The sequence below is a fragment of the Pseudarthrobacter sp. LT1 genome, from assembly GCF_035621795.1.
Classification (GTDB): domain Bacteria; phylum Actinomycetota; class Actinomycetes; order Actinomycetales; family Micrococcaceae; genus Arthrobacter.
The window spans coordinates 1,369,987-1,393,257 of record NZ_CP141830.1 but is presented as its reverse complement, the minus strand read 5'-3'; the positions used below and the strand labels follow the sequence as shown (position 1 = coordinate 1,393,257).

The 23,271-nt window shown below is 66.3% G+C and carries 24 protein-coding genes; 14 read left to right on the top strand and 10 right to left on the bottom strand.

The window, feature by feature from the left end; genetic code table 11:
• Positions 1 to 48 precede the first annotated feature (48 nt).
• From VIK36_RS06660 to manA, 4 genes are read left to right on the top strand one after another with little or no spacing between them, the layout of a single operon-like run.
• Complete coding sequence (locus VIK36_RS06660; protein ID WP_224025459.1) at positions 49 to 1,245, top strand: 5-(carboxyamino)imidazole ribonucleotide synthase; 1,197 nt, start codon at positions 49 to 51, stop codon at positions 1,243 to 1,245.
• Complete coding sequence (purE, locus tag VIK36_RS06655; RefSeq protein WP_324644572.1) at positions 1,242 to 1,826, top strand: 5-(carboxyamino)imidazole ribonucleotide mutase; 585 nt, start codon at positions 1,242 to 1,244, stop codon at positions 1,824 to 1,826. The genes VIK36_RS06660 and purE overlap by 4 nt, the downstream gene beginning before the upstream one ends.
• Positions 1,827 to 1,836: 10 nt before the next feature.
• Complete coding sequence (locus VIK36_RS06650) at positions 1,837 to 3,486, top strand: LCP family protein (RefSeq protein WP_255174877.1); 1,650 nt, start codon at positions 1,837 to 1,839, stop codon at positions 3,484 to 3,486.
• Between the two features lie 42 nt (positions 3,487 to 3,528).
• A complete protein-coding gene (manA, locus tag VIK36_RS06645; protein WP_324644571.1) occupies positions 3,529 to 4,773 on the top strand; it encodes a mannose-6-phosphate isomerase, class I in 1,245 nt (414 codons plus the stop codon).
• A 92-nt stretch (positions 4,774 to 4,865) separates the two neighbouring features.
• Here the strand turns inward: manA and VIK36_RS06640 are convergent, their stop codons facing one another.
• Together VIK36_RS06640 and glpX are read right to left on the bottom strand one after the other, a co-directional pair.
• On the bottom strand, positions 4,866 to 5,921 hold the full coding sequence (locus VIK36_RS06640) for a lipid II:glycine glycyltransferase FemX (RefSeq protein ID WP_324644570.1): 1,056 nt from the start codon (positions 5,919 to 5,921) through the stop codon (positions 4,866 to 4,868).
• A gap of 89 nt (positions 5,922 to 6,010) precedes the next feature.
• Positions 6,011 to 7,033 (bottom strand): class II fructose-bisphosphatase, encoded by a 1,023-nt coding sequence (glpX, locus tag VIK36_RS06635; protein WP_200830737.1) that lies wholly within the window; start codon positions 7,031 to 7,033, stop codon positions 6,011 to 6,013.
• A gap of 224 nt (positions 7,034 to 7,257) precedes the next feature.
• Here glpX and VIK36_RS06630 point away from each other — a divergent pair, with 224 nt between their 5' ends.
• The 5 genes from VIK36_RS06630 (at position 7,258) to VIK36_RS06610 (ending at position 12,570) form a co-directional block, all read left to right on the top strand.
• Positions 7,258 to 7,938, top strand: coding sequence for a DUF4245 domain-containing protein (locus VIK36_RS06630; RefSeq protein WP_255175548.1), 681 nt, complete (start codon positions 7,258 to 7,260; stop codon positions 7,936 to 7,938).
• Between the two features lie 9 nt (positions 7,939 to 7,947).
• On the top strand, positions 7,948 to 8,562 hold the full coding sequence (locus VIK36_RS06625; protein WP_255174874.1) for a carbonic anhydrase: 615 nt from the start codon (positions 7,948 to 7,950) through the stop codon (positions 8,560 to 8,562).
• An 87-nt stretch (positions 8,563 to 8,649) separates the two neighbouring features.
• The gene (locus VIK36_RS06620) at positions 8,650 to 10,077 is read left to right on the top strand and encodes a class II fumarate hydratase (protein WP_159632527.1); all 1,428 of its coding nucleotides are present in this window, start codon (positions 8,650 to 8,652) and stop codon (positions 10,075 to 10,077) included.
• A gap of 136 nt (positions 10,078 to 10,213) precedes the next feature.
• Positions 10,214 to 10,885, top strand: a complete 672-nt coding sequence (locus VIK36_RS06615) for a TetR/AcrR family transcriptional regulator (RefSeq protein ID WP_324644569.1) — start codon at positions 10,214 to 10,216, stop codon at positions 10,883 to 10,885.
• Positions 10,882 to 12,570 (top strand): MDR family MFS transporter, encoded by a 1,689-nt coding sequence (locus tag VIK36_RS06610; RefSeq protein ID WP_159632529.1) that lies wholly within the window; start codon positions 10,882 to 10,884, stop codon positions 12,568 to 12,570. The genes VIK36_RS06615 and VIK36_RS06610 overlap by 4 nt, the downstream gene beginning before the upstream one ends.
• Before the next feature lie 18 nt (positions 12,571 to 12,588).
• Here VIK36_RS06610 and VIK36_RS06605 read toward each other — a convergent pair whose 3' ends face one another.
• A complete protein-coding gene (locus VIK36_RS06605) occupies positions 12,589 to 13,059 on the bottom strand; it encodes an NUDIX hydrolase (protein WP_159632530.1) in 471 nt (156 codons plus the stop codon).
• A gap of 40 nt (positions 13,060 to 13,099) precedes the next feature.
• Positions 13,100 to 13,645 carry a prepilin peptidase gene (locus tag VIK36_RS06600; RefSeq protein ID WP_224025452.1) on the bottom strand — a complete coding sequence of 182 codons (546 nt, stop codon included), beginning with the start codon at positions 13,643 to 13,645 and terminating at the stop codon, positions 13,100 to 13,102.
• A gap of 60 nt (positions 13,646 to 13,705) precedes the next feature.
• On the opposite strand from VIK36_RS06600, the gene VIK36_RS06595 reads away from it, so the two are divergent.
• Positions 13,706 to 14,500, top strand: a complete 795-nt coding sequence (locus tag VIK36_RS06595) for a hypothetical protein (protein ID WP_159632532.1) — start codon at positions 13,706 to 13,708, stop codon at positions 14,498 to 14,500.
• Between the two features lie 42 nt (positions 14,501 to 14,542).
• The gene (locus tag VIK36_RS06590) at positions 14,543 to 15,190 is read left to right on the top strand and encodes a GNAT family protein (RefSeq protein WP_324644568.1); all 648 of its coding nucleotides are present in this window, start codon (positions 14,543 to 14,545) and stop codon (positions 15,188 to 15,190) included.
• Between the two features lie 165 nt (positions 15,191 to 15,355).
• Here the strand turns inward: VIK36_RS06590 and VIK36_RS06585 are convergent, their stop codons facing one another.
• Both VIK36_RS06585 and VIK36_RS06580 read right to left on the bottom strand, forming a co-directional pair.
• Complete coding sequence (locus VIK36_RS06585) at positions 15,356 to 16,774, bottom strand: PhoH family protein (RefSeq protein ID WP_324644567.1); 1,419 nt, start codon at positions 16,772 to 16,774, stop codon at positions 15,356 to 15,358.
• 239 nt (positions 16,775 to 17,013) lie between these two features.
• The gene (locus VIK36_RS06580; protein ID WP_255175547.1) at positions 17,014 to 17,775 is read right to left on the bottom strand and encodes an isoprenyl transferase; all 762 of its coding nucleotides are present in this window, start codon (positions 17,773 to 17,775) and stop codon (positions 17,014 to 17,016) included.
• A gap of 147 nt (positions 17,776 to 17,922) precedes the next feature.
• On the opposite strand from VIK36_RS06580, the gene trhA reads away from it, so the two are divergent.
• Entirely contained in the window at positions 17,923 to 18,666 is a 744-nt protein-coding gene (gene trhA / locus VIK36_RS06575; RefSeq protein WP_324644566.1) for a PAQR family membrane homeostasis protein TrhA, read from the top strand.
• Between the two features lie 25 nt (positions 18,667 to 18,691).
• Here the strand turns inward: trhA and VIK36_RS06570 are convergent, their stop codons facing one another.
• Both VIK36_RS06570 and mca read right to left on the bottom strand, forming a co-directional pair.
• On the bottom strand, positions 18,692 to 19,033 hold the full coding sequence (locus VIK36_RS06570; protein WP_324644565.1) for a hypothetical protein: 342 nt from the start codon (positions 19,031 to 19,033) through the stop codon (positions 18,692 to 18,694).
• Positions 19,034 to 19,130: 97 nt separating this feature from the next.
• The gene (gene mca, locus VIK36_RS06565) at positions 19,131 to 20,036 is read right to left on the bottom strand and encodes a mycothiol conjugate amidase Mca (protein WP_324644564.1); all 906 of its coding nucleotides are present in this window, start codon (positions 20,034 to 20,036) and stop codon (positions 19,131 to 19,133) included.
• Between the two features lie 133 nt (positions 20,037 to 20,169).
• Between mca and VIK36_RS06560 the strand changes: the two genes are divergently transcribed.
• Together VIK36_RS06560 and greA are read left to right on the top strand one after the other, a co-directional pair.
• A complete protein-coding gene (locus tag VIK36_RS06560; protein WP_324644563.1) occupies positions 20,170 to 20,628 on the top strand; it encodes a DUF4307 domain-containing protein in 459 nt (152 codons plus the stop codon).
• A gap of 151 nt (positions 20,629 to 20,779) precedes the next feature.
• Positions 20,780 to 21,274 carry a transcription elongation factor GreA gene (gene greA, locus VIK36_RS06555; protein ID WP_159632538.1) on the top strand — a complete coding sequence of 165 codons (495 nt, stop codon included), beginning with the start codon at positions 20,780 to 20,782 and terminating at the stop codon, positions 21,272 to 21,274.
• Positions 21,275 to 21,393: 119 nt separating this feature from the next.
• Here the strand turns inward: greA and VIK36_RS06550 are convergent, their stop codons facing one another.
• Positions 21,394 to 22,023 carry a rhomboid family intramembrane serine protease gene (locus tag VIK36_RS06550; protein WP_324644562.1) on the bottom strand — a complete coding sequence of 210 codons (630 nt, stop codon included), beginning with the start codon at positions 22,021 to 22,023 and terminating at the stop codon, positions 21,394 to 21,396.
• A gap of 8 nt (positions 22,024 to 22,031) precedes the next feature.
• Entirely contained in the window at positions 22,032 to 23,270 is a 1,239-nt protein-coding gene (ilvA, locus tag VIK36_RS06545) for a threonine ammonia-lyase (RefSeq protein ID WP_159632540.1), read from the bottom strand.
• Between the last annotated feature and the right edge of the window lies 1 nt (position 23,271).

The window sequence follows — 23,271 nt, the reverse complement described above, 5'->3', positions numbered from 1 at the left end:
CCGGGCCGTAAAAGCGGGATCGGGCCCGTCTTCGGTAGGCTGGCAGATGTGACTTTTCCAGTGATAGGCGTGGTTGGCGGCGGCCAGCTCGCGCGAATGATGGCCCCTGCCGCTACAGCACTCGGCTTTGAACTGCGTGTCCTCGCTGAAGGTGAGGACGTTTCGGCAGTGTCGGCCGTCCCTGCCACACCGGTGGGCGATTACAAGGACCTGCAAACACTCCTGGACTTCGCAGAAGGCCTGGATGTGATGACGTTCGACCACGAGCACGTACCGACGGACCACCTCCGCGCCCTGCAGGATGCCGGAGTTAACGTCCAGCCCGGACCGGATGCCCTGGTCCATGCCCAGGACAAGCTGGTCATGCGTGCCGCCATCGACCGGCTGGAACTGCCCAATCCCGCGTGGGCGTCCGTGGCGGACGTTGACGCGCTGGTCCGCTTCGGGGACGAAACAGGCTGGCCCGTAGTACTGAAAACCCCCCGGGGCGGCTACGACGGCAAGGGTGTGCGGATCGTCGCTTCAGCCGAAGAGGCCGCGGAAGCCGCTGACTGGTTTGCCGCCATGAGTCCCCTGCTGGCCGAGGCGAAGGTCGAGTTCACCCGCGAACTCTCCGCGCTCGTGGCCCGCACCCCCGACGGCGAGGCCCGCGCCTGGCCCGTGGTCCACACCATCCAGGTGGACGGCGTCTGCGACGAGGTGATCGCACCCGCGCTGGACATCCCGCTGGAGGTTGCTGCCGCAGCTGAGGACGCAGCATTGCGCATCGCCGCCGAGCTTGACGTCACCGGCGTCCTTGCCGTGGAACTGTTCGAAACCCCGGGCACAGGGGCTGGCTTCCTGATCAATGAACTGGCCATGCGGCCGCACAACACCGGCCACTGGACCCAGGACGGTTCCATCACCAGCCAGTTCGAACAGCACCTCCGCGCAGTCCTGAACCTGCCGTTGGGTGCCACCGACGCGCTGGCACCCGTGACCGTGATGAAAAACTTCCTGGGCGGAGACAACCAGGATCTGTACTCCGCCTACCCCATGGCGCTGGCCACCGAACCTGCTGCCAAGGTGCACTGCTACGGCAAGTCGGTGCGGCCCGGGCGCAAGATCGGCCACGTCAACCTGATGGGCAGTTCGACGACGGAGGTGGACTCCGTCCGCCGCCGGGCCACGGCCGTGGCGGGCATCATCCGCGACGGGCGGGTTACCACCGAAGAACCTTCCGCAATTTTCGAGGAGAACGCATGAGCGCCGAAGCCACCCCCGCCGCCGGTTCCGCCGCGGGCCCCCTGGTGGGCCTGGTCATGGGCTCCGATTCTGACTGGCCGGTCATGGAGGCTGCGGCGGACGCCCTGGCCGAATTCGGCATCCCCTTTGAAGCCGACGTCGTCTCCGCCCACCGGATGCCCACCGAGATGATCCGGTACGGCCAAACCGCGCACGAGCGCGGGCTGCGCGTCATCATCGCCGGCGCCGGCGGCGCGGCCCACCTGCCAGGCATGCTTGCCAGCGTCACGCCTCTGCCAGTGATCGGGGTTCCTGTTCCCCTGAAAACCCTTGACGGGATGGACTCCCTGCTCTCCATCGTCCAGATGCCGGCAGGCGTGCCCGTGGCCACGGTTTCCATCGCCGGTGCCCGCAACGCAGGGCTCCTGGCCGTGCGGATGCTGGCGTCCGGCACCGATGAACTTGCCGCGTCCCTGCGCTCCGATCTCCTCGACTTCGCTGCGGACCTGAACGCCGTCGCCGCCCGCAAGGGCGCGAACCTGCGGCAAAAAGTCAGCGAAGTCTTCCCCGGCGGCTCCAGCGCCCTTCGGGGCAGCCGTTAGGGCGCCGGGCATGGCCAGCAGCAGCAGCGTTCTCAATACCGGCTCCGGTCCGTCACTGACGGACCCGGTCCGCTATCCGGTCAGCGCTTCTCCCGCGGTCCGGACCAAGCGTGCCTTCGTCCTGGTCCTGCTGACCCTCCTGGTACCGGGCAGCGCCCAGCTCGTGGCAGGCGACAGGAAGCTGGGACGGACAGCCCTGCGGGTAACGCTCTGCGTGTGGGCACTCCTGCTGCTGGCAGTGGTGCTCTTGCTGGTCAACCGGAGCCTGGTCATCAGCATCGCCACCAACCCGGTCACCTCGCTGCTGCTGGTGGTGGTGATGTCGGCACTGGCCCTCGGCTGGGCTTTGCTGTTCCTGAATACCCTGCGCCTCATCCGCCCTGTCCTGCTGGCACCGCGGGCCCGCCCCGCCGTCGGCATTGCCCTGGTGGTGGCGCTGGTTCTGGGCAGCGGCTCCATGGGGTATGCCGCCTACCTGCTGAACGTAGGCCGCAACGCCATCGGCAACATCTTCTCGTCCGGTCCCGCCATCGAGCCGGTGGACGGTCGGTACAACTTCCTCATGATGGGCGGCGACGCCGGCGATGACCGCACGGGCCGCCGGCCTGACAGCCTGTCCATCCTGAGCGTGGACGCCCAAACGGGCCAGACCGCCATAATTTCCGTGCCCAGGAACTTCCAGAACGCGCAGTTCAGCGAAGGCTCCCCCATGCGGGCCCTCTACCCCGACGGCTACGACTGCGGCGACGAGTGCCTGATCAACGCCATCAACACCGAGGTCACCAACGAGCACGCGGACCTCTATCCCGGCGTGGCGGACCCCGGGGCGCAGGCAACCATGGAAGCCGTTTCCGGAACGCTGGGCATGAAGATCCAGGCTTACGTACTCGTTGACATGGAGGGGTTCTCCACCCTGATCGACGCCATGGGCGGCATCCGGATCAAGGCCGGCGGCTGGGTTCCCATGAGCGGCTATTTCGACGAGGCCACCAAGACCCACGGGATGCCCCTCGGGTGGATTCCGGCCGGGGACCAGACGCTCAACGGCGCGCAGGCCCTCTGGTACGGGCGGTCGCGCGAGTACGTGGACGACTACTCCCGCATCCAGCGCCAGCAGTGCGTGCAGCAGGCAATGCTGAAACAGCTTGACCCCGCCACCCTGCTGTCCAAGTTCGAGGACATCGCCGGCGCGGGAACAAAGGTGGTGGAGTCAAACATCTCTTCCGCCCAGTTGGGCAGCTTCCTGGACCTCGCCATCAAGGCGCGGGGCAAGGACGTCAAACGGCTGACCATCGGGCCGCCGGACTTCGATGCATCGTTCTCCACGAACCCCGATTTCGACCAGATCCACGAACGGGTGGACCAGCTGCTGGCATCGGCATCCGCCAAGGGTGCACAGTCGGCAGGAATTCCCGACGACGGCACGGCAGTTCCGCAGGCAGGCGCCGGACACGTCCAGGCGGCCGGGGCTGTCCCCGCCACCCTGCCCGCCGCGGGCAGCGCTGTCCGGCAGCCCTCGCCGTCGGACTTCACGCCGGTGACCACCACACCCGACGGCGAGCCGATCACCGAAGAGATGCTGACCCAGCTCAAGCTGGAGGGCAACGAAGAGGCCATCCGCCAACTCGTGGCCACCAACGGTCAGTGCGCCCCGCTCTAGGGCCCACCCATCAGCTCCCAACCATCAAGGAACGGAACGGTTTTGTACGAGATTGACAACGTCCTGCGGGACTACGCCTGGGGTTCGACGACGGCGATCGCCTCGCTGCTGGGGCGTCCCGAGTCGGGGCGCCCCGAGGCCGAACTGTGGATCGGCGCGCACCCTGACTCGCCGTCGGTGGCGCACCTGCCGGAGGACGGGACCCGGAGCCCGCTGGACTCCCTGATCTCCTCCGACCCGGAACATTTCCTGGGCGCGGAATCCGTGGCGGCCTTTGGCCCCCGGCTGCCGTTCCTGGCCAAGATCCTTGCGGCCGCGCAGCCGCTCTCCCTCCAGGTCCACCCGAGCCTGGACCAGGCCCGGGAAGGATTCGCGCGGGAAAACGCAGCCGGACTGGATGCCCATGCCCCGAACCGGAACTACAAGGATGACAACCACAAGCCCGAGATGATCTTCGCGCTCACGCCGTTCGAGGCATTGTGCGGATTCCGGCCGGTGGCCGAGACCCGGAAGATCCTGCAGCACGTTGCGGATGCCTTCCCCGCGGGCAGCCAGTCCCCGGAGCTGGTCCAGGCCCTGATCGACGATCTTGCCGCCCCGGATGAAAGCGCAGGACTGCGCCAGGCCTTTGAACGGCTGATCGCCGGCGGCCAGGGCGTGGCAGAGGACACCGCCCTGGTGGTGGCAGCCCTCCTGTCCGGGGCACCGCTTGAGCCCTACCAGGCCGAGCTGGGCACTGTCATCAGCCTCAACGAAAAGTATCCCGGCGATCCCGGCGTGCTGATCTCACTGCTGCTGAACCGGATCTCCCTGAAGCCCGGTGAGGCGGTCTACCTTCCCGCAGGCAACGTGCACGCCTACCTCCACGGGCTGGGCGTGGAGGTCATGGCGTCCTCGGACAACGTCCTGCGGGGCGGCCTGACGCCCAAATTCGTGGACGTCCCGGAACTCCTGAACACCATCGATTTCCACCCTGTGGCTGTTCCGATGCTCGGCGCGGAAAAGACGGTGATGGACCAGGAACTGTTCCGTCCCCCCTTCGGGGAGTTCCAGCTGCAGCGCATCGAACTGGGGCCGGACGCTGCTCCGGTCCCGCTGGCGCAGGCAGGCGCGGCAGTGGTCATTGTGGTGGCCGGCGCCGTCTACCTCGACTCCCCCAAGGGCGACCTGGAACTCGCACAGGGCGGCAGCGCGTTCATCGCCGCGGCCGAGGCCCCGGTCAACGTCCACCGGGTGGCCGGCAGCACCGGGCCGGCACTGGCCTTCGCCGTGACCACCGGCCTCTAGCACTTCCGGCAGCCGCAACAGCAAAGGGCGGCGACGGCACCCGGGCTGGTGCCGTCGCCGCCCTTTGGCGTTGACCGGGTTGGTTGCCGCAGCTAGCTGCCCGGACGCAGCTTCCGGACCAATGGGCGGACCTGCCCGGCTGCGCCTTTCAGCAGCCGGCGCGCCTGCTGGAGGCCCTTGCGGGCGAGCGGCATGGCCTTCGAGTAGGCGGGGTAGAACGGCGACAACGGCCGTTCCCACGTTCCCATGAGCATGTTTTCGTGCCTGGCGAACTGCTTCTTGAAATCGGAAATGCCGTCGTTCAGGAGGCCGTTGAAGTCGTAGCGGCTGCAGCCGTCTTCCCGCATGGCCTGCAGCGCCGCCCACTTCACGCCGTAGTTCACCCTCTGCTTCTGGCCTTCGGCGGAGACACCGCCGTAGAGCTCGAAGGCGGTGGCGCCGCTGCGCGAAAGCCAGGTGAAGGCAAGCATCTGCTCGCCATCGAACGCGGCGATGATCGGCGAGGAGTCACCGAGGTTCCGGAAGATGTCCCGGTAGTACTGGTCCTCGTGGATGCCGAATCCTGCCCGCTCCGCGGTCTGGTGGTAGATGGCCAGCACCTGGTCCAGCTCGGAATCGTTTTTGACCTTCCGGAATTCAACGTCGCTGCGCATGGCCTTGCGGATGTTTGCCCGCGTGGACTTGGACATCTCGGCCATCAGCTCGTCGTCGGAGCGGCTGAGGTCCAGGATGAGCGTGCGCGGGATGAGGACGGTGTTGGTGGATTCCCGGAAGCCCGCGGCGGCCACGGCACCGGCAAATGCGGAATCCCGGTCCCAGTCCGGTTCGATGCTGAGGGCCACGCCCCGGTGGCGGAGGGCGGCGTGCTCGGCCAGCCGGTTCAGGACCAACTGCGCGTTCTCCACTGAGCACATGGGTCCCCGGGGAATGTAGACCAGGGCACGGAAGGGGACGGGAAGCCGGCGGACCAGGAGCTGGGCGCAGCCGATGGTTTCGTCCCCGGCCTTGACCAGGACCCGGTCAACGGACCAGCCGTGCGCCGCCTTGGTCTCGCCCCAGCCCCACAGCTGTTGCGGATGCCCCTGGAACCGGTCAACGTGCTCGTCCCAGAGGGCGCGGTCAGTACAGGGAACAACAGCAGGAATCATGGCTTAAACCCTATACCAAGGCCTTAACGCCAAAACCCCCGGCGCGCGTGTGGCGCACCGGGGGCTTCGCAGTCAGCAGGACCTGGCGGTCAGTTCTTGCGGGCGTAGCCTTCCCACTTGCTGGCCTGGTGCTCGCCCTCCACGAAACGGATGGTTCCGGACTTGGAACGCATCACGATGGACTGGGTGAGGACCTTGTCCTTGGAGTAGCGCACGCCCTTGAGCAGGTCGCCGTCCGTGATGCCGGTGGCGGCGAAGTAGCAGTTATCGCTGGAGACGAGGTCGTTGGTGGAGAGCACCCGTTCGAGATCGTGCCCGGCGTCGATGGCCTTCTGCTTCTCTTCGTCGCTGGTGGGCCACAGGCGGCCCTGGATGACGCCGCCAAGGGACTTGATGGCACAGGCCGCCACGATGCCCTCGGGGGTGCCGCCGATGCCCATGAGCGCGTCCACGCCGGTGCCGGAGCGGGCCGCGGCAATGGCGCCGGCGACGTCGCCGTCCATGATGAATTTGGTGCGGGCACCAGCTTCGCGGATCTCCTCCACCAGCGGGCGGTGGCGGTCGCGGTCGAGGATCATGACGTTGAGCTGGTTGACCTTCACGCCCTTGGCCTTGGCGATCAGGTGCAGGTTCTGCTTGACCGGCAGGCGCAGGTCCACCATGTCTGCGGCTTCGGGGCCGGTGACGAGCTTTTCCATGTAGAACACGGCAGAGGGATCGAACATGGAGCCACGCTCGGCAACAGCCAGGACGGCCAGTGCGTTGTTGATGCCAAGGGCGGTCAGGCGGGTTCCGTCGATCGGGTCGACGGCGACGTCCACCTCGGGGCCGGTGCCGTCGCCAACGCGCTCACCGTTGAACAGCATGGGCGCTTCGTCCTTCTCGCCCTCGCCGATGACCACAACGCCGTTGAAGTGGACGGTCTGCAGGAAAGAACGCATGGCGTCGACGGCGGCGCCGTCGGCGGTGTTCTTGTCACCGAAGCCAACCCAGTGGCCGCCGGCGATGGCCGCGGCTTCGGTGACGCGGACAAGTTCAAGGGCAAGGTTGCGGTCCGGCTCGTCGTGGCCCACCGCAAGGGACGGCGAAATCGTGGAGTACTTCTGGGTCATGGACGCTGGTGACACGTGAACCTCTTCTTCGAGTGGCGATCATTGAACCCGCCCGCCGGTGCAGCAGAACGGTGATTCCTCTGTTACCGATCATAGTCGCGGCGCCGCGCTGGGGGTGGCCCGTGACGCAACCCCGAAATGTGCCTTGCCGCCGGCAGGGGCCCGCGAACCGGCCCGAATGGAACTCCGGCTCCGGGATGGGCGACTATAGAGGGGTGAATGACATGCAGGAAGCCACCAGTCCCAGCTCCGGCCCGGCACAGCCCGATGGCCGTCCCGGCGCCGCGGACAGCAGCGCCGATACCCCGGTGAAGCCCGTCATTCCGGCGGCCGCGGCCAAGCGCGCCAATGCTTCGGTGATTGGCATGATCATTGCCCTGGTGCTCAGCATCGCGGCGTTCCTGCCCGTTGTTCTCATGAATCCGCAGCCCAAAAGCGAGGGGTACCGCCCGGACATCGACGTGGCGTCGGTGGCCCGGAACGCGGCAGATGTGGCGGGATTCACACCCGTTGCGCCGGACACCGGCAACGCCTTCCGGGCAAATTACGCCCGGTGGGAAGCAGGGACGGGCAGCGGCGTGCCTACCTGGGAGGTTGGCTACGTGACCCCCAAGACGTCCTTCATCGCCTTGGTGCAGACCACGCAGGCCAACCCCACCTGGCTGCTCCAGCAGACCAAAAACGCCCCCGTTACCGGCTCGCGGAATGCCGGTGGCCGGGAATGGGAACTGCGTGACACCGGCAAGGGCGAAAAGTCGATGGTCCTGAACTACCGCGGCAGCACCGTTGTCCTCTCCGGTGCAGCGCAACTGGACGAGTTCGCAACCCTCGCGGCCGCCGTCGTGAACTCCCTGGAGAGCAACCCGGCCGTCACGGTTTCACCGTCGGCGGGTCCCACCCCGTAAAGTGGGGCCGTGACGACTAACCTGACCCCTGCACTGGCCTGGCGCCGCCTGCGCGAAGGCAACGAACGTTTCGTAAACGGCGAGTCCTCCCATCCCAACCAGAACGCTTCGCGGCGCTCATCGCTGGTGGATACGCAAAATCCGTTCGCCGTGATTTTTGGCTGCTCCGACTCCCGGCTCGCTGCCGAAATTATCTTCGACGTCGGCCTCGGCGACGTCTTCGTGGTCCGCACCGCCGGACAAGTGATTGACGACGCCGTCCTGGGCTCGCTCGAATACAGCGTTGCGGTGCTGGGGGTGCCGCTGATCGTTGTGCTCGGGCATGACAGCTGCGGCGCAGTGACCGCCACCAGGGACGCTGTGGAGACGGGTGAAATGCCCGCAGGCTTCATCCGCGACCTCGTGGAACGCATTACGCCTTCCGTCCTGACGTCCCTGCGGAACAACCAGCCCGAGGTCAATGACATGGTGGTGGAGAACGTCAAGCAGATGTCCCATCGCCTTGCGGACAGTTCGCGTGTGATTTCGGACGCAATTGAAAACGGCCGCACTGCGGTCATCGGCCTCTCCTACCGCCTGGCAGAGGGCCGCGCCGACCTTGTTTCCGGAATCGGCGAGCTCTAGGAACCCCACGCCGGCGGCCCGCCGGGCCGCCGGCAATGCTCCCTTAACGGTTTTCGATGGGGCGGCCGGGAGCCATAAGCTAGCCCCATGACTTCCACTGAAGAGTTCCGTATTGAACATGACACGATGGGCGAAGTCCGCGTCCCCGTGAACGCACTGTACCGCGCGCAGACGCAGCGGGCAGTAGAGAATTTCCCCATCTCCGGCAAGACCCTGGAGCGCACCCACATCGAAGCGCTTGCCCGGGTCAAGAAGGCTGCCGCCCAGGCCAACGCAGAACTGGGCGTGCTCGACGGCGAGCTGGCCAAAGCGATTGCAGACGCTGCCGATGAGGTGGCTGCCGGCAAGTACGACGGCGACTTCCCGATCGACGTTTTCCAGACCGGCTCCGGCACGTCCTCGAACATGAACACCAACGAGGTCCTCGCAGAGCTGGCCACGCGTGCGCTGAAGGCTGCAGGCAGCGACAAGGTGGTCCACCCCAACGACCACGTCAACGCCTCGCAGTCCTCGAACGACGTGTTCCCCACGTCCGTGCACGTCGCTGCCACGTCCGCCCTGATCAACGACCTCATCCCCGCCCTGGGCTACCTGGCAGAGTCGCTGGAGCGCAAGGCCGTTGAGTTCAAGGACGTCGTAAAGTCCGGCCGCACCCACCTCATGGACGCCACCCCGGTCACCCTGGGCCAGGAGTTCGGCGGCTACGCCGCACAGGTCCGCTACGGCATCGAGCGCATCAATGCCTCACTCCCCCGCGTAGCTGAGGTTCCCCTTGGCGGCACCGCCGTGGGCACCGGCATCAACACCCCCGCAGGCTTCCCCGAACGCGTCATCGAGCTGCTGGCCACCGATACCGGCCTGCCGCTGACCGAGGCCCGCGACCACTTCGAGGCCCAGGCAAACCGCGACGGCCTGATCGAAGCGTCCAGCCAGCTGCGCAACATCGCCATCTCGTTCATGAAGATCAACAACGACCTCCGCTGGATGGGCTCCGGCCCCAACACGGGCCTGGGCGAGATCGCCATTCCGGACCTGCAGCCCGGCTCCTCCATCATGCCCGGCAAGGTCAACCCTGTTATCTGCGAGGCCTCCATCATGGTGGCCGCACAGGTCATCGGCAACGACACCGCCATCGCCTGGTCCGGCACCAACGGCGCCTTCGAACTGAACGTCGGTATCCCGGTCATGGCCGCCAACCTGCTGGAGTCCATCCGCCTGCTGGCCAACACCAGCCGCGTCATGGCGGACAAAATGATCGACGGCATCACCGCCAACGTGGAGCGCGCCCGCTTCCTGGCCGAGGCTTCCCCGTCCATCGTCACCCCGCTGAACAAGTACATCGGGTACGAGAACGCGGCCAAGATCGCCAAGACCGCCGTCAAGGAGGGCCTGACCATCCGCCAGGCCACCGAGAAGCTCGGCTTCGTCGGCGAGGGTGACGGCAAGGTCTCCGAGGCTGATCTCGACAAGGCCCTGGACGTCACCACCATGACGGCTCCGGCCCACAAGGCCTAACAAGCCAGACAGGGCCCAAGCGTCCGACGGAGGCCGGTCACCTTTTGAATGAAAGGTGACCGGCCGCCGTCGAACTTTAACCTGCCGGCCAGCTCACAATTTGCACTCAATTCAACAGAGTGCAAAACTTTACTTTGTGACAAACAGTGCAACTTCCGATCCCGGCCTGCGTGAACGCAAGCGGGCTGCAACCCGGCGCGCCATCACTGCTGCCGCGCGGAGCATGACCGCCGAGCACGGGCTCACCGGCTATACCGTGGAGGAAGTGTGCGAGGCCGCGGGCATCTCCCGCCGGACTTTCTTCAACTACTTCCCCACCAAGGAAGACGCCATCATCGGCCACGTGGACGACGACATTCCGTCCGACATCATCGAGGACTTCATTGCCGGCGGAGCCGGATCACCGGCAGGACAGATCTCCCCAACGCTCTTTCGGGACCTGGTGACACTCTCCCTGCGATTAGCCGAAGGCATGTCAGCCTCGGAAGAAGACACCCGGCAGCTCATCGGGGTGGTCCGCAAGGAACCGCAGCTCATCCTCAGGATCATCGGCGTCACGGAGCAGCGCGAGGCCCAGTTCGCCCGGGACGTCGCCCGGCGTGAAAGAGTGTCCGCCGACCACCCGGTGGTGCAGATGGCCGTGGTGCTGCTCAGCACGATCGCCCGCAAGAGCAGCATGGCCTACTTCTCCGACGGCAACACCCGCAGCTACCCGGACCTGCTGCTGGAGAACATTTCCGCCGCCAGCGTCCTGTTTTCACAACCGTTTAACACCCCTGACACCACCGCAGCAGAAGGACAATTATGAGTACCGCCACCACCAAGGCGCCGGCAGGGCCCCTGCTGTTGACGCAAAAACGCATCTGGATCATCTTCTCCGCGCTGATCGCCGGAATGCTGCTGTCAAGCCTGGACCAGACCATCGTCTCCACGGCCATGCCCACCATCGTGGGCAAGCTTGGCGGCGTGGAGCACCAGGCCTGGATCACTACCGCCTACCTGCTGGCCACCACCATCGTGATGCCGATCTACGGCAAGTTCGGTGACATCCTGGGCCGCCGCAACCTCTTCCTGGTGGCCATCGCGCTCTTCACGCTCGCGTCGGTGGGCTGCGCCCTGGCCACCGATTTCTGGGGATTCGTCATCTTCCGCGCCGTTCAGGGCCTGGGCGGCGGCGGGCTCATGATCCTCTCCCAGGCGATCATCGCCGACATCGTTCCCGCCAAGGAGCGCGGCAAGTACATGGGTCCGCTCGGTGCCATCTTCGGCCTCTCGGCCGTGGCCGGCCCGCTGCTGGGCGGCTTCTTCGTGGACCACCTCACCTGGGAATGGGCCTTCTACATCAACATCCCGGTTGGCCTGGCCGCCTTCGCCATCGCCTGGTTCGCCCTGACCCTGCCCAACAAGAAGGCGGAAAAGCGGATCGACGTCCTGGGCGTTGTCCTGCTGTCCGCCGCCACCACGTGCCTGATCTTCTTCACCGACTTTGGCGGCAAGAAGGACCAGGGCTGGGATTCGCCCCTCACCTGGGCCTTTGGAATGGGCCTGCTCGTGTCCGCGGCCGCCTTCATCATGGTTGAGCGGCGCGCCGAGGACCCCATCATCCCGCTGAGCCTGTTCCGGAACCGGATCTTCATCAACGCCACGGCCATCGGCTTCACCCTGGGCCTGGGCATGTTCTCCGCCATCGCATTCGTCCCCACGTTCCTGCAGATGTCCTCCGGCACGTCCGCCGCAGAATCCGGGCTCCTCATGCTCCCCATGATGGCCGGCCTCATGGGCACCTCCATCTACTCCGGCATCCGGATCTCCAAAACAGGCAAGTACAGGATGTTCCCCATCCTGGGCGCCGTCTTCACCATGGCCGCCATGCTCTGGATGACCACCCTTGCCGCCAGCACCCCCATCTGGGTCATCTGCCTGCAGCTGTTCGTCTTCGGCGCCGGCCTGGGCCTGATCATGCAGGTGGTGGTCCTGGTGGTCCAGAACTCCGTACCGGCCGACCAGATCGGCACCGCCACCAGCACCAACAACTACTTCCGCGAAGTGGGGGCCGCCATGGGCGTGGCCGTGTTCGGCTCGATCTTCACCACCCGGTTGTCCGAGGCCCTCACCAGCGCGTTCACCGGCGCTGGCGCCTCCGCCGAGCAGGCCGGGCAGTCCACGCGGACCCTGGATCCGCAGGCACTGAACCAGCTCCCCGAACAGCTGCGCGACGCCATCGTGAACGCCTACGCCGACTCCTTGGCGCCCGTGTTCTGGTACCTGCTCCCCTTCATCGCCGTCGCGCTGCTGCTGGCCCTCACGCTGAAGCAGATCCCGTTGTCCGACACCGCCGGTATGGTGGCCCGCGGTGAGGCCGTGGGCGGCGAGGAGGCAGAGCGGCTCGCCGCCGGGCTTCCCGCCGCCGCCGCCGCCGAGGACGCGGAAGCCGGACGTAACGGGGACCTTGTTAAGGACGACGACGGCGAGCTGGTTTCCCCGGGCCGCTGACCGCCGTCGCGGCAGCCTCTAGGGCTCGAAGTGGACGGCTGCGGAGGGTGCCAGCGCCTGGCGGATGCTGGTGAGGTGCCCGGGCATCAGGTCGGGAAGGTCATCAAGGGTAAACCAGCCGACAGCCAGGGATTCGTCGTCATTGACCCTGGCTTCGCCGGAGACGTAGCGGCACAGGAACACGACGTCCAGGAATTCGCAGACGTCACCGTTGGGATACGTGACCGGCCCCACAGCGCCAACCGACACCACGCGCTCTGCCTCGGCCACCACAGCCGTTTCCTCGAAGATCTCACGGATCAGCCCGCGGGCCGGCTGCTCGCCGGGGTCCAGCATGCCGCTGACCAGCGCCCACTGGCCGTTGTCAGCCCGCTGGGCCAGCAGGATCCGGCCGGCGTCATCCACCACCACGCCCCGCACACCGGGAACCCAGATGGGATCGTTACCGATCTTCTTGCGGAGCTTCAGGACGTATTCGGGTGCAGGCATAGCGCCAGCCTATCCAATCACCAAGCGGACGCCCCGCCGCTCAGGCGGGAAGCAGCATGGCGGCTGCGGCCCCGGCGAGCATGAACGGCCCGAACGGGATGGACGATTTCAAAGTCCCCCGCCGGGCTGCAAGAAGGGCTACGGACCACAGGCCGCCCAGCAGGAAGGCCAGGAAGGTCCCCGCGAACAGGTGTCCCCAGCTGAGATAGCCAAGGTACATGCCCAGCACTCCTGCGAGTTTGACGTCGCCGAACCCCATGCCCGGCGGGTACACAAACCGGAGAACGAAGTAGAACAGCCACAGGATCCCGGCCCCGGCCACCACGCGGAGGGCAGGGGCCGACAGGATCCCAGTGGTGTCACCGGCGGCCGAAAGTGGGCTGGCCCAGGCAACGGCGGCTGCCGCCAGAAGAAGCACGCCGGCCACCGCATAGGACGGAAAGACGATCCGGTTGGGCAAAAGGTGGTGCCGGACGTCGATGATGGTCAGCCGCACCGCCATCACCGCAAAGTAGAGGCAGGCCGCCAGCACCAGCCAGAAGGCAAGCGGGGTGTGCTGCCAAAGTTCACCGAGTCGTCCGATCACCCCTCGGATGCTACTGGATCCACCCATTCCCGCCGTAGCGCCCCCGCGTAAAATGTGGATATGTCGACCTGGGACTCCCGGCGCAGCCCGGTTCCGGAATCACCTGCCTCCCCGGCGGACCTGGCCGCCGTGTTCCGGAACCTCTGCCGCTCCTCCCCTTGGAAGTGGCAGTCAATGCGGTTTGAGTACTGGGACCAGGCCTTTGCGTCGGCCCCCGCCCCGGGCGCCCCGTTCGTCCGCGCCTGGCTGCGCCGTCCGGGGGCGCTCCGGCTAGAGAGCCCCGAGCGCCTGGTCCTGCACAGCACTACGGGGATCAACGATTCCCGGGACGTCTTCTATGTGAGCGCCACGCGCAAGTCCTGGCTCCTCCCCCCGCACCTGGTCACCCCCGTCTATGACGACGCCGGACTGGTACGCCGCCGCCCCGAGGCCGCCTACGGCGAGCCCGGATTCGGCAACGGCCGCTTCTCGGCTGCGCTGGACCCCGTGGAGCTCGCGGGCAATGCACCCGTGCCCATCGAGTTTCCCGGCAGCAACGCGCTGGACATCCGGGAGGTGCGGTATTCCGACCACGAGGGGCGGACAGTCCTTGAAGCCGTGGTGGTCCCCAACGCCGCCTACCGCCCCGTTGATCCTGCCGCTCCCCTGTGCCTGCCCGGCCGGTCCCTGCTGCGCGTAGACGTGGGGACCGGCGTCTGTGTGTCCAGCCAGTCGCTGGAACCGGAGACGGAAGGCTATGGCCACTGGATCCGGATCATCGCCGTGGACGAGTACATGCTGGATGACCTGTTCCTGGCCCAGTCCATGAACCTCACCGACGTCCGCCGGCACATCAGCTGGGACATTCCGGCCTGATCGTGACAGGTCCTCCCGGCCCAGGTCGGCTAGGCTTCGCGGATGACGACGATGAGCTCCATCTGGCCCCTGTTCGACCTCAGGCTGACCACGCCCCGGCTGGAGCTCCGGCCCATCACCGACCAGGACATCCCGGCGGCTGTCGACGCCGCCCGCAGCGGAATCCACGACCCCGCCACGAACCCGTTCAGCACGCCGTGGACCGAGCTGCCCGGTGACGAACTGGGCTCCAATATGGCCCGCTGGTACTGGCGCTGCCGCGGGGAGTTCACGCCGGAGCACTGGACGCTGCTCCTGGGGATCTGGCATGAAGGGCAGTTCATCGGGTGCCAGGACGTTGGTGCCAAGGACTTCACGGTGCTGAAGACTGTCGCCACCGGCTCCTGGCTCAAGAAGTCCGTCCAGGGCCGGGGACTGGGCAGGGAGATGCGTGCCGCCGTCGTCCTGTGGGCCTTTGAGTGGCTCGGCGCGGAAGTCGCCGAGTCGGAGGCCGCCGCCTGGAACAGCGCCTCCCTGGGCGTCTCCCGTTCCCTCGGCTACGAACTCAACGGCACCACCCGCAAAGCCTGGGGCACAAAAGTCGAAACTCTCCAGCACGTCCGCCTCACCCCGGAAACCTTCAACCGCCCGGACTGGGAGCTGCAGGTCGAGGGCCACGAAGCAGCGGCGAAGTTCCTCAGCGTGCGTTGAGTTGCCGGGCAGTGGCCGGGTTCGTCCGCCTCGAGCCCTTCGCCGTGGCCTGGTGAACCCGGCCAAGGACACGCACGAAGGGCAGCAGTCCCGCGGACGCAACCCCGGTCACGCACAAGGGCCGTGGCCCGGCGAACCCGGCCACGGCCCCTTGCTCAGGTGAGGTCAGCCCTCCAGGAGTTCCGTCACCAGGGCCGCGATCGGTGAACGTTCCGAGCGGGTCAGGGTGATGTGGCCGAAGAGGGGATGTCCTTTCAGGGTTTCGACGACGGCGGCGATTCCGTCGTGGCGTCCCACGCGCAGGTTGTCACGCTGGGCGACGTCGTGGGTGAGCACGATCTTGGAGTTCTGGCCCATGCGGCTCATGACGGTGAGGAGGACGTTCTTTTCGAGAGACTGGGCCTCGTCGACGATCACGAAGGCATCGTGGAGGGAACGTCCGCGGATGTGGGTGAGAGGCATGACCTCGAGCATGCCCCGGTCCATGACCTCTTCCACCACTTCCTGGCTGACCAGGGCGCCCAGGGTGTCAAAGACTGCCTGTGCCCAGGGGTTCATTTTCTCGGACTCGGAACCCGGCAGGTAACCGAGTTCCTGGCCGCCCACCGCGAAAAGGGGCCGGAAGACGATCACTTTGCGGTGTTCGCGGCGTTCCAGCACAGCCTCGAGGCCCGCGCAGAGGGCCAGTGCCGACTTGCCGGTGCCGGCGCGGCCACCGATGGATACGATGCCCACGCCGGGATCCATCAGCATGTCGATGGCCAGCCGCTGTTCGGCCGAACGGCCGTGGAGGCCGAACACGTCACGGTCGCCCTTGACCAGGCGGACCTGCTTGTCGGCGCCCACCCGGCCCAGTGCGGAGCCGCGGTTGGAGAGCAGCACCAGCCCGGTGTTGACGGGCAGTTCCGCGGCGGCGGGGATGAAGACGGGTTCGTGGCCGTAGAGGGTGGCGATGTCCTGTTCGTCCGCCTCGACTTCGGCAACGCCGGTCCAGCCGGAGTCCTTGACCAGCTCGTTCCGGTACTCGTCGGCAGTAAGCCCCATGGCGGATGCTTTGACGCGCATGGGCAGGTCCTTGGAGACAACCGTGACGTTGCGCCCCTCGTTGGCCAGGTTCTTGGCGACGGCGAGGATGCGGCTGTCATTGTCCCCGCTGCGGAAGCCCAGCGGGAGCACCTCTGTGGAGATGTGGTTCAGTTCCACCATGAGGGTGCCGCCCTCATTCCCGATGGGCAGGGGCTGGTTCAGGCCGCTGTGCTTGACCCGGAGGTCGTCCAGGAGCCGCAGGGCATTCCGGGCGAAATAGCCCAGTTCCGGATCGTGCCGTTTGGCTTCGAGTTCGGTGATGACCACGACGGGGACCACCACCTCATGTTCGGCGAAGCGCAGGAGTGCCCGCGGGTCGGAGAGCAGGACGGAGGTGTCGATGACGAAGGTGTGGATGTCGGCTTCCCTTCCGGAGACGGCAAGACCGGCCGCAGCATCAGTTGCTGCGCCGGTCACAGAGGTGGCTCGCTCGGCGCGAGAGGTAGCTTTTCCGCCCTGTCCAACCAGGACCTCGGGCAGTTGTTCAGAAGTAGCCACATCGACTCCAGCCCCGGGCGCCAGCCCGGAATTGTTATTGGTGAGGCGGCTCGGCCACGAGGCCGGATCCGGCCTCCCATACACCCGGTGCGATGTTTCGCTCCATGTACTGGCCTCCCCGATCAGCCGGCGGTTTTGCCTGCTGATGGATATAACGTAAATCCACTCCGGGTCATTTCCGCAACTATTTGGCGGCGATTTCTCCGGCGGATGTATGAACCCGTGATGAACCGCGGGGTTCAGGTGCCAAAGCGCCGCTGCCGCCCGGCGTAGTCCCGCAGGGCGCGGAGGAAGTCAACCTTGCGGAAGGCGGGCCACAGGGCCTCGCAAAAGTAGAACTCGCTGTAGGCGCTTTGCCACATCAGGAAGCCGGAGAGGCGCTGCTCCCCCGACGTCCTGATCACCAGGTCCGGATCCGGCTGGCCCCGGGTGTACAGGTACCGGGAAATGTCATCGACGCACAGGTCATCGGCGAGCCTGGAAATGTCCGTGCCCTTGGCGACGGCGTCATGCAGGAGTTCACGGACGGCGTCGACGATCTCCCTGCGGCCCCCGTACCCCACTGCCACGTTGACGTGGATCTTTTCCCGGACAGGAGTCCTGGCCGTGAGTTTGTTCAGCCGCTCGGCCAGATAGTCCGGAAGCAGTTCCGGGGCACCCATGGCATGCACGGAGATGTTCGCGTCTTCGTCCAGCCGGTCCAGGGTGTTGGCGATGATCCCCATCAGGAGGTCCAGTTCCTCGCTGGAGCGGTTCATGTTGTCCGTGGAGAGCATGTACAGCGTCACCACCTTGACGCCGAGCTCCTGGCACCAGCCCAGGAATTCGTGGATCTTGTCCGCACCCGCCTGGTGGCCCTGGGCGGTGGGGGCATTGAATTGCTTGGCCCAGCGCCGGTTTCCGTCCACCATCACACCAATGTGCCGGGGAATGCGGTCGCGCGGGAGGTCCTTGAGCAGCCGGCGCTCGTAATAGCCATAGAGGAACCCGGGCAACTCCACGCGTCCACTCACCTGACTTTCCTACCGTACCTACATCCACATCCTAGGCTACCGCCCGGGACACCCCGGGACGGGGAGGACCTCATGACAGGCCTGAAAGTATGTTACCGATCAGTAACTTACCGGTCCGTAAGTTATTCTGGTGCCATGAACAGCGACTCCCCGCAGGCCTCCCCGGCGCCCCGGCCCGAGGACTGGAACTCCAGCCAGGATCCGGAGCCCAGCGCGGTGGATGATGCCGCGGTCCGCCTGGCGGAACTACTGATGGTCAAGCCCAAATGGCGCGGCTGGATCCACACCGTCACGGCCCCGCTGGCACTTGCCGCAGGGGTCATCCTGGTTGTCCTCGCCCCCACGGTTGACCGCCGGGTCACCTCTGCCATCTACGCTGCCACCGGCGTTCTGCTGTTCGGTGTCAGCGCCGTCTACCATCGCGGCAATTGGTCCCCGCGGGTCAAGCTCATCCTGAAGCGGCTGGACCATACCAACATCATGCTGGTGATCGCCGGCACGTACACGCCACTGGCATGGACCCTGCTGGAACGCCAGCAGGCTGTGGTGCTCCTGTGGGTGATCTGTGCCGGAGCCATCCTCGGAGTGCTGTTCCGGCTGCTCTGGACTGATGCGCCGCGCTGGCTCTACGTTCCGATCTACATCGCGCTGGGCTGCGGCGCGCTGTTCTACCTGCCGCAGTTCTTCCAGGCCAGCATTCCGGCAGCAGTGCTGATCTGCGTGGGCGGCGTCCTCTACATCACGGGCGCTGTCTTTTACGCCCTCAAGAAGCCCAACTTCAGCTACTACCACTTCGGCTTCCACGAACTGTTCCACGCGTTCACCGTGTTTGCCTTCGCAGCCCACTTCGTGGCGATCGCGCTGGCGGTCCTCGCCTAAAGCCGCCCAGGCGGCGGGGACCCTCTTACTCGCGGGGCCGCGGGAGCCCGTCTGCCGGGCCGTTTCCGTTGGCGTCCGGCGCTGCCTGGCGGGTGCCGTCGTCGAGCCCATCATGGGCGTCTGCGGCGTCAACGTCTGCCGCGGCAGCGGCGGCCAGGCGCTCTTCCTCCACCTGGGCGCGGTAGCGTACCCTGCGGATCCGCCGCACCATGTCCACAATGAGCAGGGCGGTGGCCACAACAAAGAAGGCCGTCATGATGAACCCCAGAAGGCCCGGCGTTACCTGGTCCTCGGATATTCCGTCCCGGAGCGTCGGAGTGGGCAGCGGGCTCGGCGTGGTGGCGAGGCTGAGGAGCAGAGAATGCACGGTTAATACCTTCTGGTGGAACGGATGCAGCAGGATGCGGACGGAACGGCCCGTCGCCGCACCCGTCTTCTACACAAGATAGAAATGGCCTGCCTGTCTATCTTAGCCCGGCGAACAGGTCCTTCTCGGGGAGTTCGGACGGCACCCGGGAGTGGATCAGGGAGTAGTCTTCCCAAGGCCAGACCCGGCGCTGCATGTCCGGCGAAACCGCGAAGAAGAAACCCAGCGGGTCCACCTGCGTGCGGTGGGCGCGCAGTGCGTCGTCGCGCATTTCGAAGAAGTCGCCGCAGTCCACCTGGGTGGTGGTGGGGTGCGCGGCAGGAGGTGGCGTGTGCCCCTCCGCATCGGACTCCAGCCACGCGGCCAGGCGCTCGGCATACGGGGACTGCAGACCTGCCTCTTCGAGCGCAAAGTGCAGTGCCCGGAACCTCTCCGGGCTGAAGGCCCGGTCGTAGTAGAGCTTGCTGGGCTCCCACGCCTCCCCCGCGTCCGGGTAGCGTTCCGGATCCCCCGCTGCCTCAAACGCTTCCACGGCTACCCTGTGGGCCATGATGTGGTCCGGGTGGGGGTAGCCGCCATTCTCGTCATAACTGAGGATGACGTGCGGCTTGAAGGACCGGACCAGCCGCACCAGGGGCGCGGCCGCCTGTTGCAGGGGCAGGGTGGCGAAGGAGCCGGCCGGAAGGGGCGGGAGCGGGTCGCCCTCCGGGAGGCCGGAGTCTACAAAGCCCAGCCACCGCTGGCGGATGCCCAGGATGGCGGCGGCCCGCTGCATCTCCAGCCTGCGCGCGCCGGCCATGTCCCGCTTGGGATGCGGCTCACCTTCAACTGCCGGGTTCTGGATGTCGCCGCGGGAGCCGTCCGTGCAGGTTGCCACCAGGACATCCACGCCGTTGGATGCATACATGGCCATGGTCGCAGCACCCTTGCTGGATTCGTCATCCGGGTGGGCGTGGACCGCGAGCAGCCGGAGCGGCACCTGGGATTTGCTGGGCGCTGTCATGGAGGGGACGGCTCCTTAATTTTGTCTTTAGCGGCTCTGGGGCAGCTTACGGGTGATGCGGGCGGGCGCCGCGCCTTGCCGGCAGTTGGTGCCACCGCGAAAGCGCCGGCGGAATGGGCACTAAACTGGTCTGGTGACTTCCCCGGACCAGCCGGCCCAATCCGTGCCCGCAGACACTAGCCTAGCCAATCGGTATGGTGCTAAAAAGCGCCGGCTTTCCCCCAAGGCAGCCCGGCTGGCCATCGGCGTCGCGCTGGCCGTGGGGATCGGGTTCCTGGCCTGGGTGACCACGTCCAATTCGCTCTCCGGGGTGTCGTTCAAGGACGTGGGTTACAGCACCGCCGATGCCACCCTCGCCGAAGTCGACTTCCAGGTGACCCGGGAACCGGCCAAGCCCGTCAAATGCGCCGTGAAGGCGTTGGACGCCAAGTTTGCCGTGGTGGGTTGGAAAGTGGTGGACATCCCGCCGTCCGCGGCGGACTCAACGCCCGACGGCGGCCGGACAGTCGCCCAGCGCGTCACGTTGCGCACGGAGTCGGCGTCCGTGTCCGGCGTGGTGGACAGCTGCTGGATTCCCGGCGGGGAGTCGTAAGGGATGTGATGCGCGACGCTTGCTTGTTGGGTTATCTCCAAGGGATTGACTACAATGGAGAGATACCTTTACCCCGCTGAGCTGGTTACTGTTCCACAAGTGGCCACCGTGGCGGGGTCTTTTGCATGTAGGACCACTAGAGGAGAAGTCCGTGTCTACCACCAACAGCGCATCTGCAGCCTGGCTTACCCAGGAAGCTTTTGACCGCCTGAAGGCAGAGCTGGACCACCTTTCCGGCGCAGGCCGGGCGGAGATCGTCCAGAAGATTGAAGCAGCGCGGCAAGAGGGGGACCTCAAGGAAAACGGGGGCTACCACGCGGCCAAGGAGGAACAGGGCAAGATTGAAGCCCGCATCCGCCAGCTGACGGTCCTGCTCCGGGACGCCCATGTGGGTGAAGCGCCTGCCGATGACGGCATCGTTGAGCCCGGCATGCTCGTGGTTGCCAGGATCGCCGGGGATGAGGAGACCTTCCTGCTGGGGTCTCGCGAAATCGCCGGCGACTCGGACCTGGATGTCTTCAGCGAGAAGTCCCCCCTTGGTGCGGCCATCCTGGGGCACAAGGAGGGCGAGACCCTCAGCTACGTTGCACCGAACGGCAAGGACATCAAGGTGGAGATCCTCTCCGCCAAGCCCTACGCCGGGTAACGCCAGGACAAGCAGCAAGCCGGTCCAGCAAAAGCGGCGGCCGTCCCCACTGGGACGGCCGCCGCTTTCTGTCTGCACCGTAGGGACCGCCCGGGCACGCCGTCGGGGAGGACTGGCGGTCAGGACTCCCGAGGGAGCGCAGGGAGGCGCGGACGAAGCAGCAATGCCGCCACTACCCCGCCCGCGGCGCCGCCCAGGTGCGCCTGCCAGCTTACGTAGCCGGCCACAAACGGCAGGGCGCCCAGGAGGATGCTCCCGTACCCCATGAAGAGGACCACCGCGAGCAGGATCTGCCGCCAGCTGCGGTTGAAGAACCCACGCACCAAAAGGAACGCGAAGAGCCCGAAGACCAGGCCGGACGCGCCCACCGTGACACCGTTGCCGATAAGCCAGACGGTGACTCCGCTGCCGAGCCAGCTGAACGCCAGCGCGGTGAGGAACACACGGAGCCCCGAGAGGAACACGAGGAAGCCGAAGATGACCAGGGGCAGGCTGTTGGACAGCAGATGGTTCAGGTTGGCATGCAGGAGCGGGAAGGTGAAGATGTCCAGCAGCCCGTCGGCACTCCTGGGCCGCAGGCCGAAGGTCCGCGTGAGGGCGCCCATCATCAGCGTGTTGACCACCTCGATGGCGAACAGCAGGGCCACGAAGCCGCCCAGAACCACGAGGCCGCCCTTGGCGCGCGCGGCGATGGTTTGCCGCGCCGGGCCGCCTCCGTTACCCGTCAGTCCGCTGCCCGGTCCGGCCATGGCCGGTCCTAGTGCACAACGATCGGCTGGAAACCCTCAGCACGGAGGGCACTGAGGACCTGCTCACCGTGCTGGTGGCCCTTGGTCTCCAGGTTCACGGTGATCGAGACATCGCCCATGCTGATGGATCCCCCCACCCGGGTGTGGTCCAGGCCGGTGACGTTGGCATCATTTTCGGCGATGATGCGGGCAATGGTTGCCAGGGAGCCGGGGCGGTCATCAAGCATCATCCGAACGGTCATGTAGCGCCCTGCGGCGGAGAGGCCGCGCTGGATGACCTTGAGCATCAGCATGGGGTCGATGTTTCCGCCGGAGAGGACCACCACCGTGGATCCCGGGTTCTCGATCTTGCCGTCCATGAGGGCTGCCACGCCCACTGCCCCGGCCGGTTCCACCACCATCTTGGCCCGCTCGAGCAGGAAGATCAGCGCGCGGGCCAGAGAGTCCTCGCTGACGGTGACCACGTCATCCACCAGCTCGCGGATGATGCTGAAAGGCAGCTGTCCCGGGCGCCCCACGGCAATGCCGTCCGCCATGGTGGAGACCCGCTTAAGCGGTACCAGGGCGTCAGCGGCAAGCGAGGGCGGGTACGCGGCGGCGTTCTCCGCCTGGACGCCGATAATGCGGATCTCCCGGCCGAGTTCCCTTGCGCGGGCCTTGATGGCGACGGCGACCCCCGCAAGGAGCCCGCCGCCGCCCACGCCCATGAGGACTGTGTCAACGTTGGGGACCTGCTCAAGGATTTCCAGGCCCACGGTCCCCTGGCCTGCCACCACATCCACATTGTCGAACGGATGGACGAAGACCATGCCGGTTTCATCGCTGTAGCGCTGGGCTTCAGCGAGCGCCTCGTCCACGTTGTGCCCGTGGAGGATGACTTCGGCACCGTGGCTGCGGGTGGCGGCAAGCTTGGGCAGCGCTACGCCCAGCGGCATGTAGATCCGGGCCTTGATGCCGAGGCTTTTGGCGGCAACGGCAACGCCCTGTGCGTGGTTGCCGGCCGACGCCGCCACCACGCCCCGTTTTTTCTCTTCCGGCGAAAGCCGGGCCATCCGGACGTAGGCACCGCGGACCTTGAACGAGCCGGCGCGCTGCAGGTTTTCGCATTTGAAATGGACGTCCCCGCCCACCATGCCCCCCAGCGCCCGGGACGATTCCACGGGCGTGCGCGCAATGATCCCGTCAAGCAGCTTCTGCGCCTCAAGGACATCGTCCAGTGTGACGGGAAGGGTTTCAAGGATCTTCACG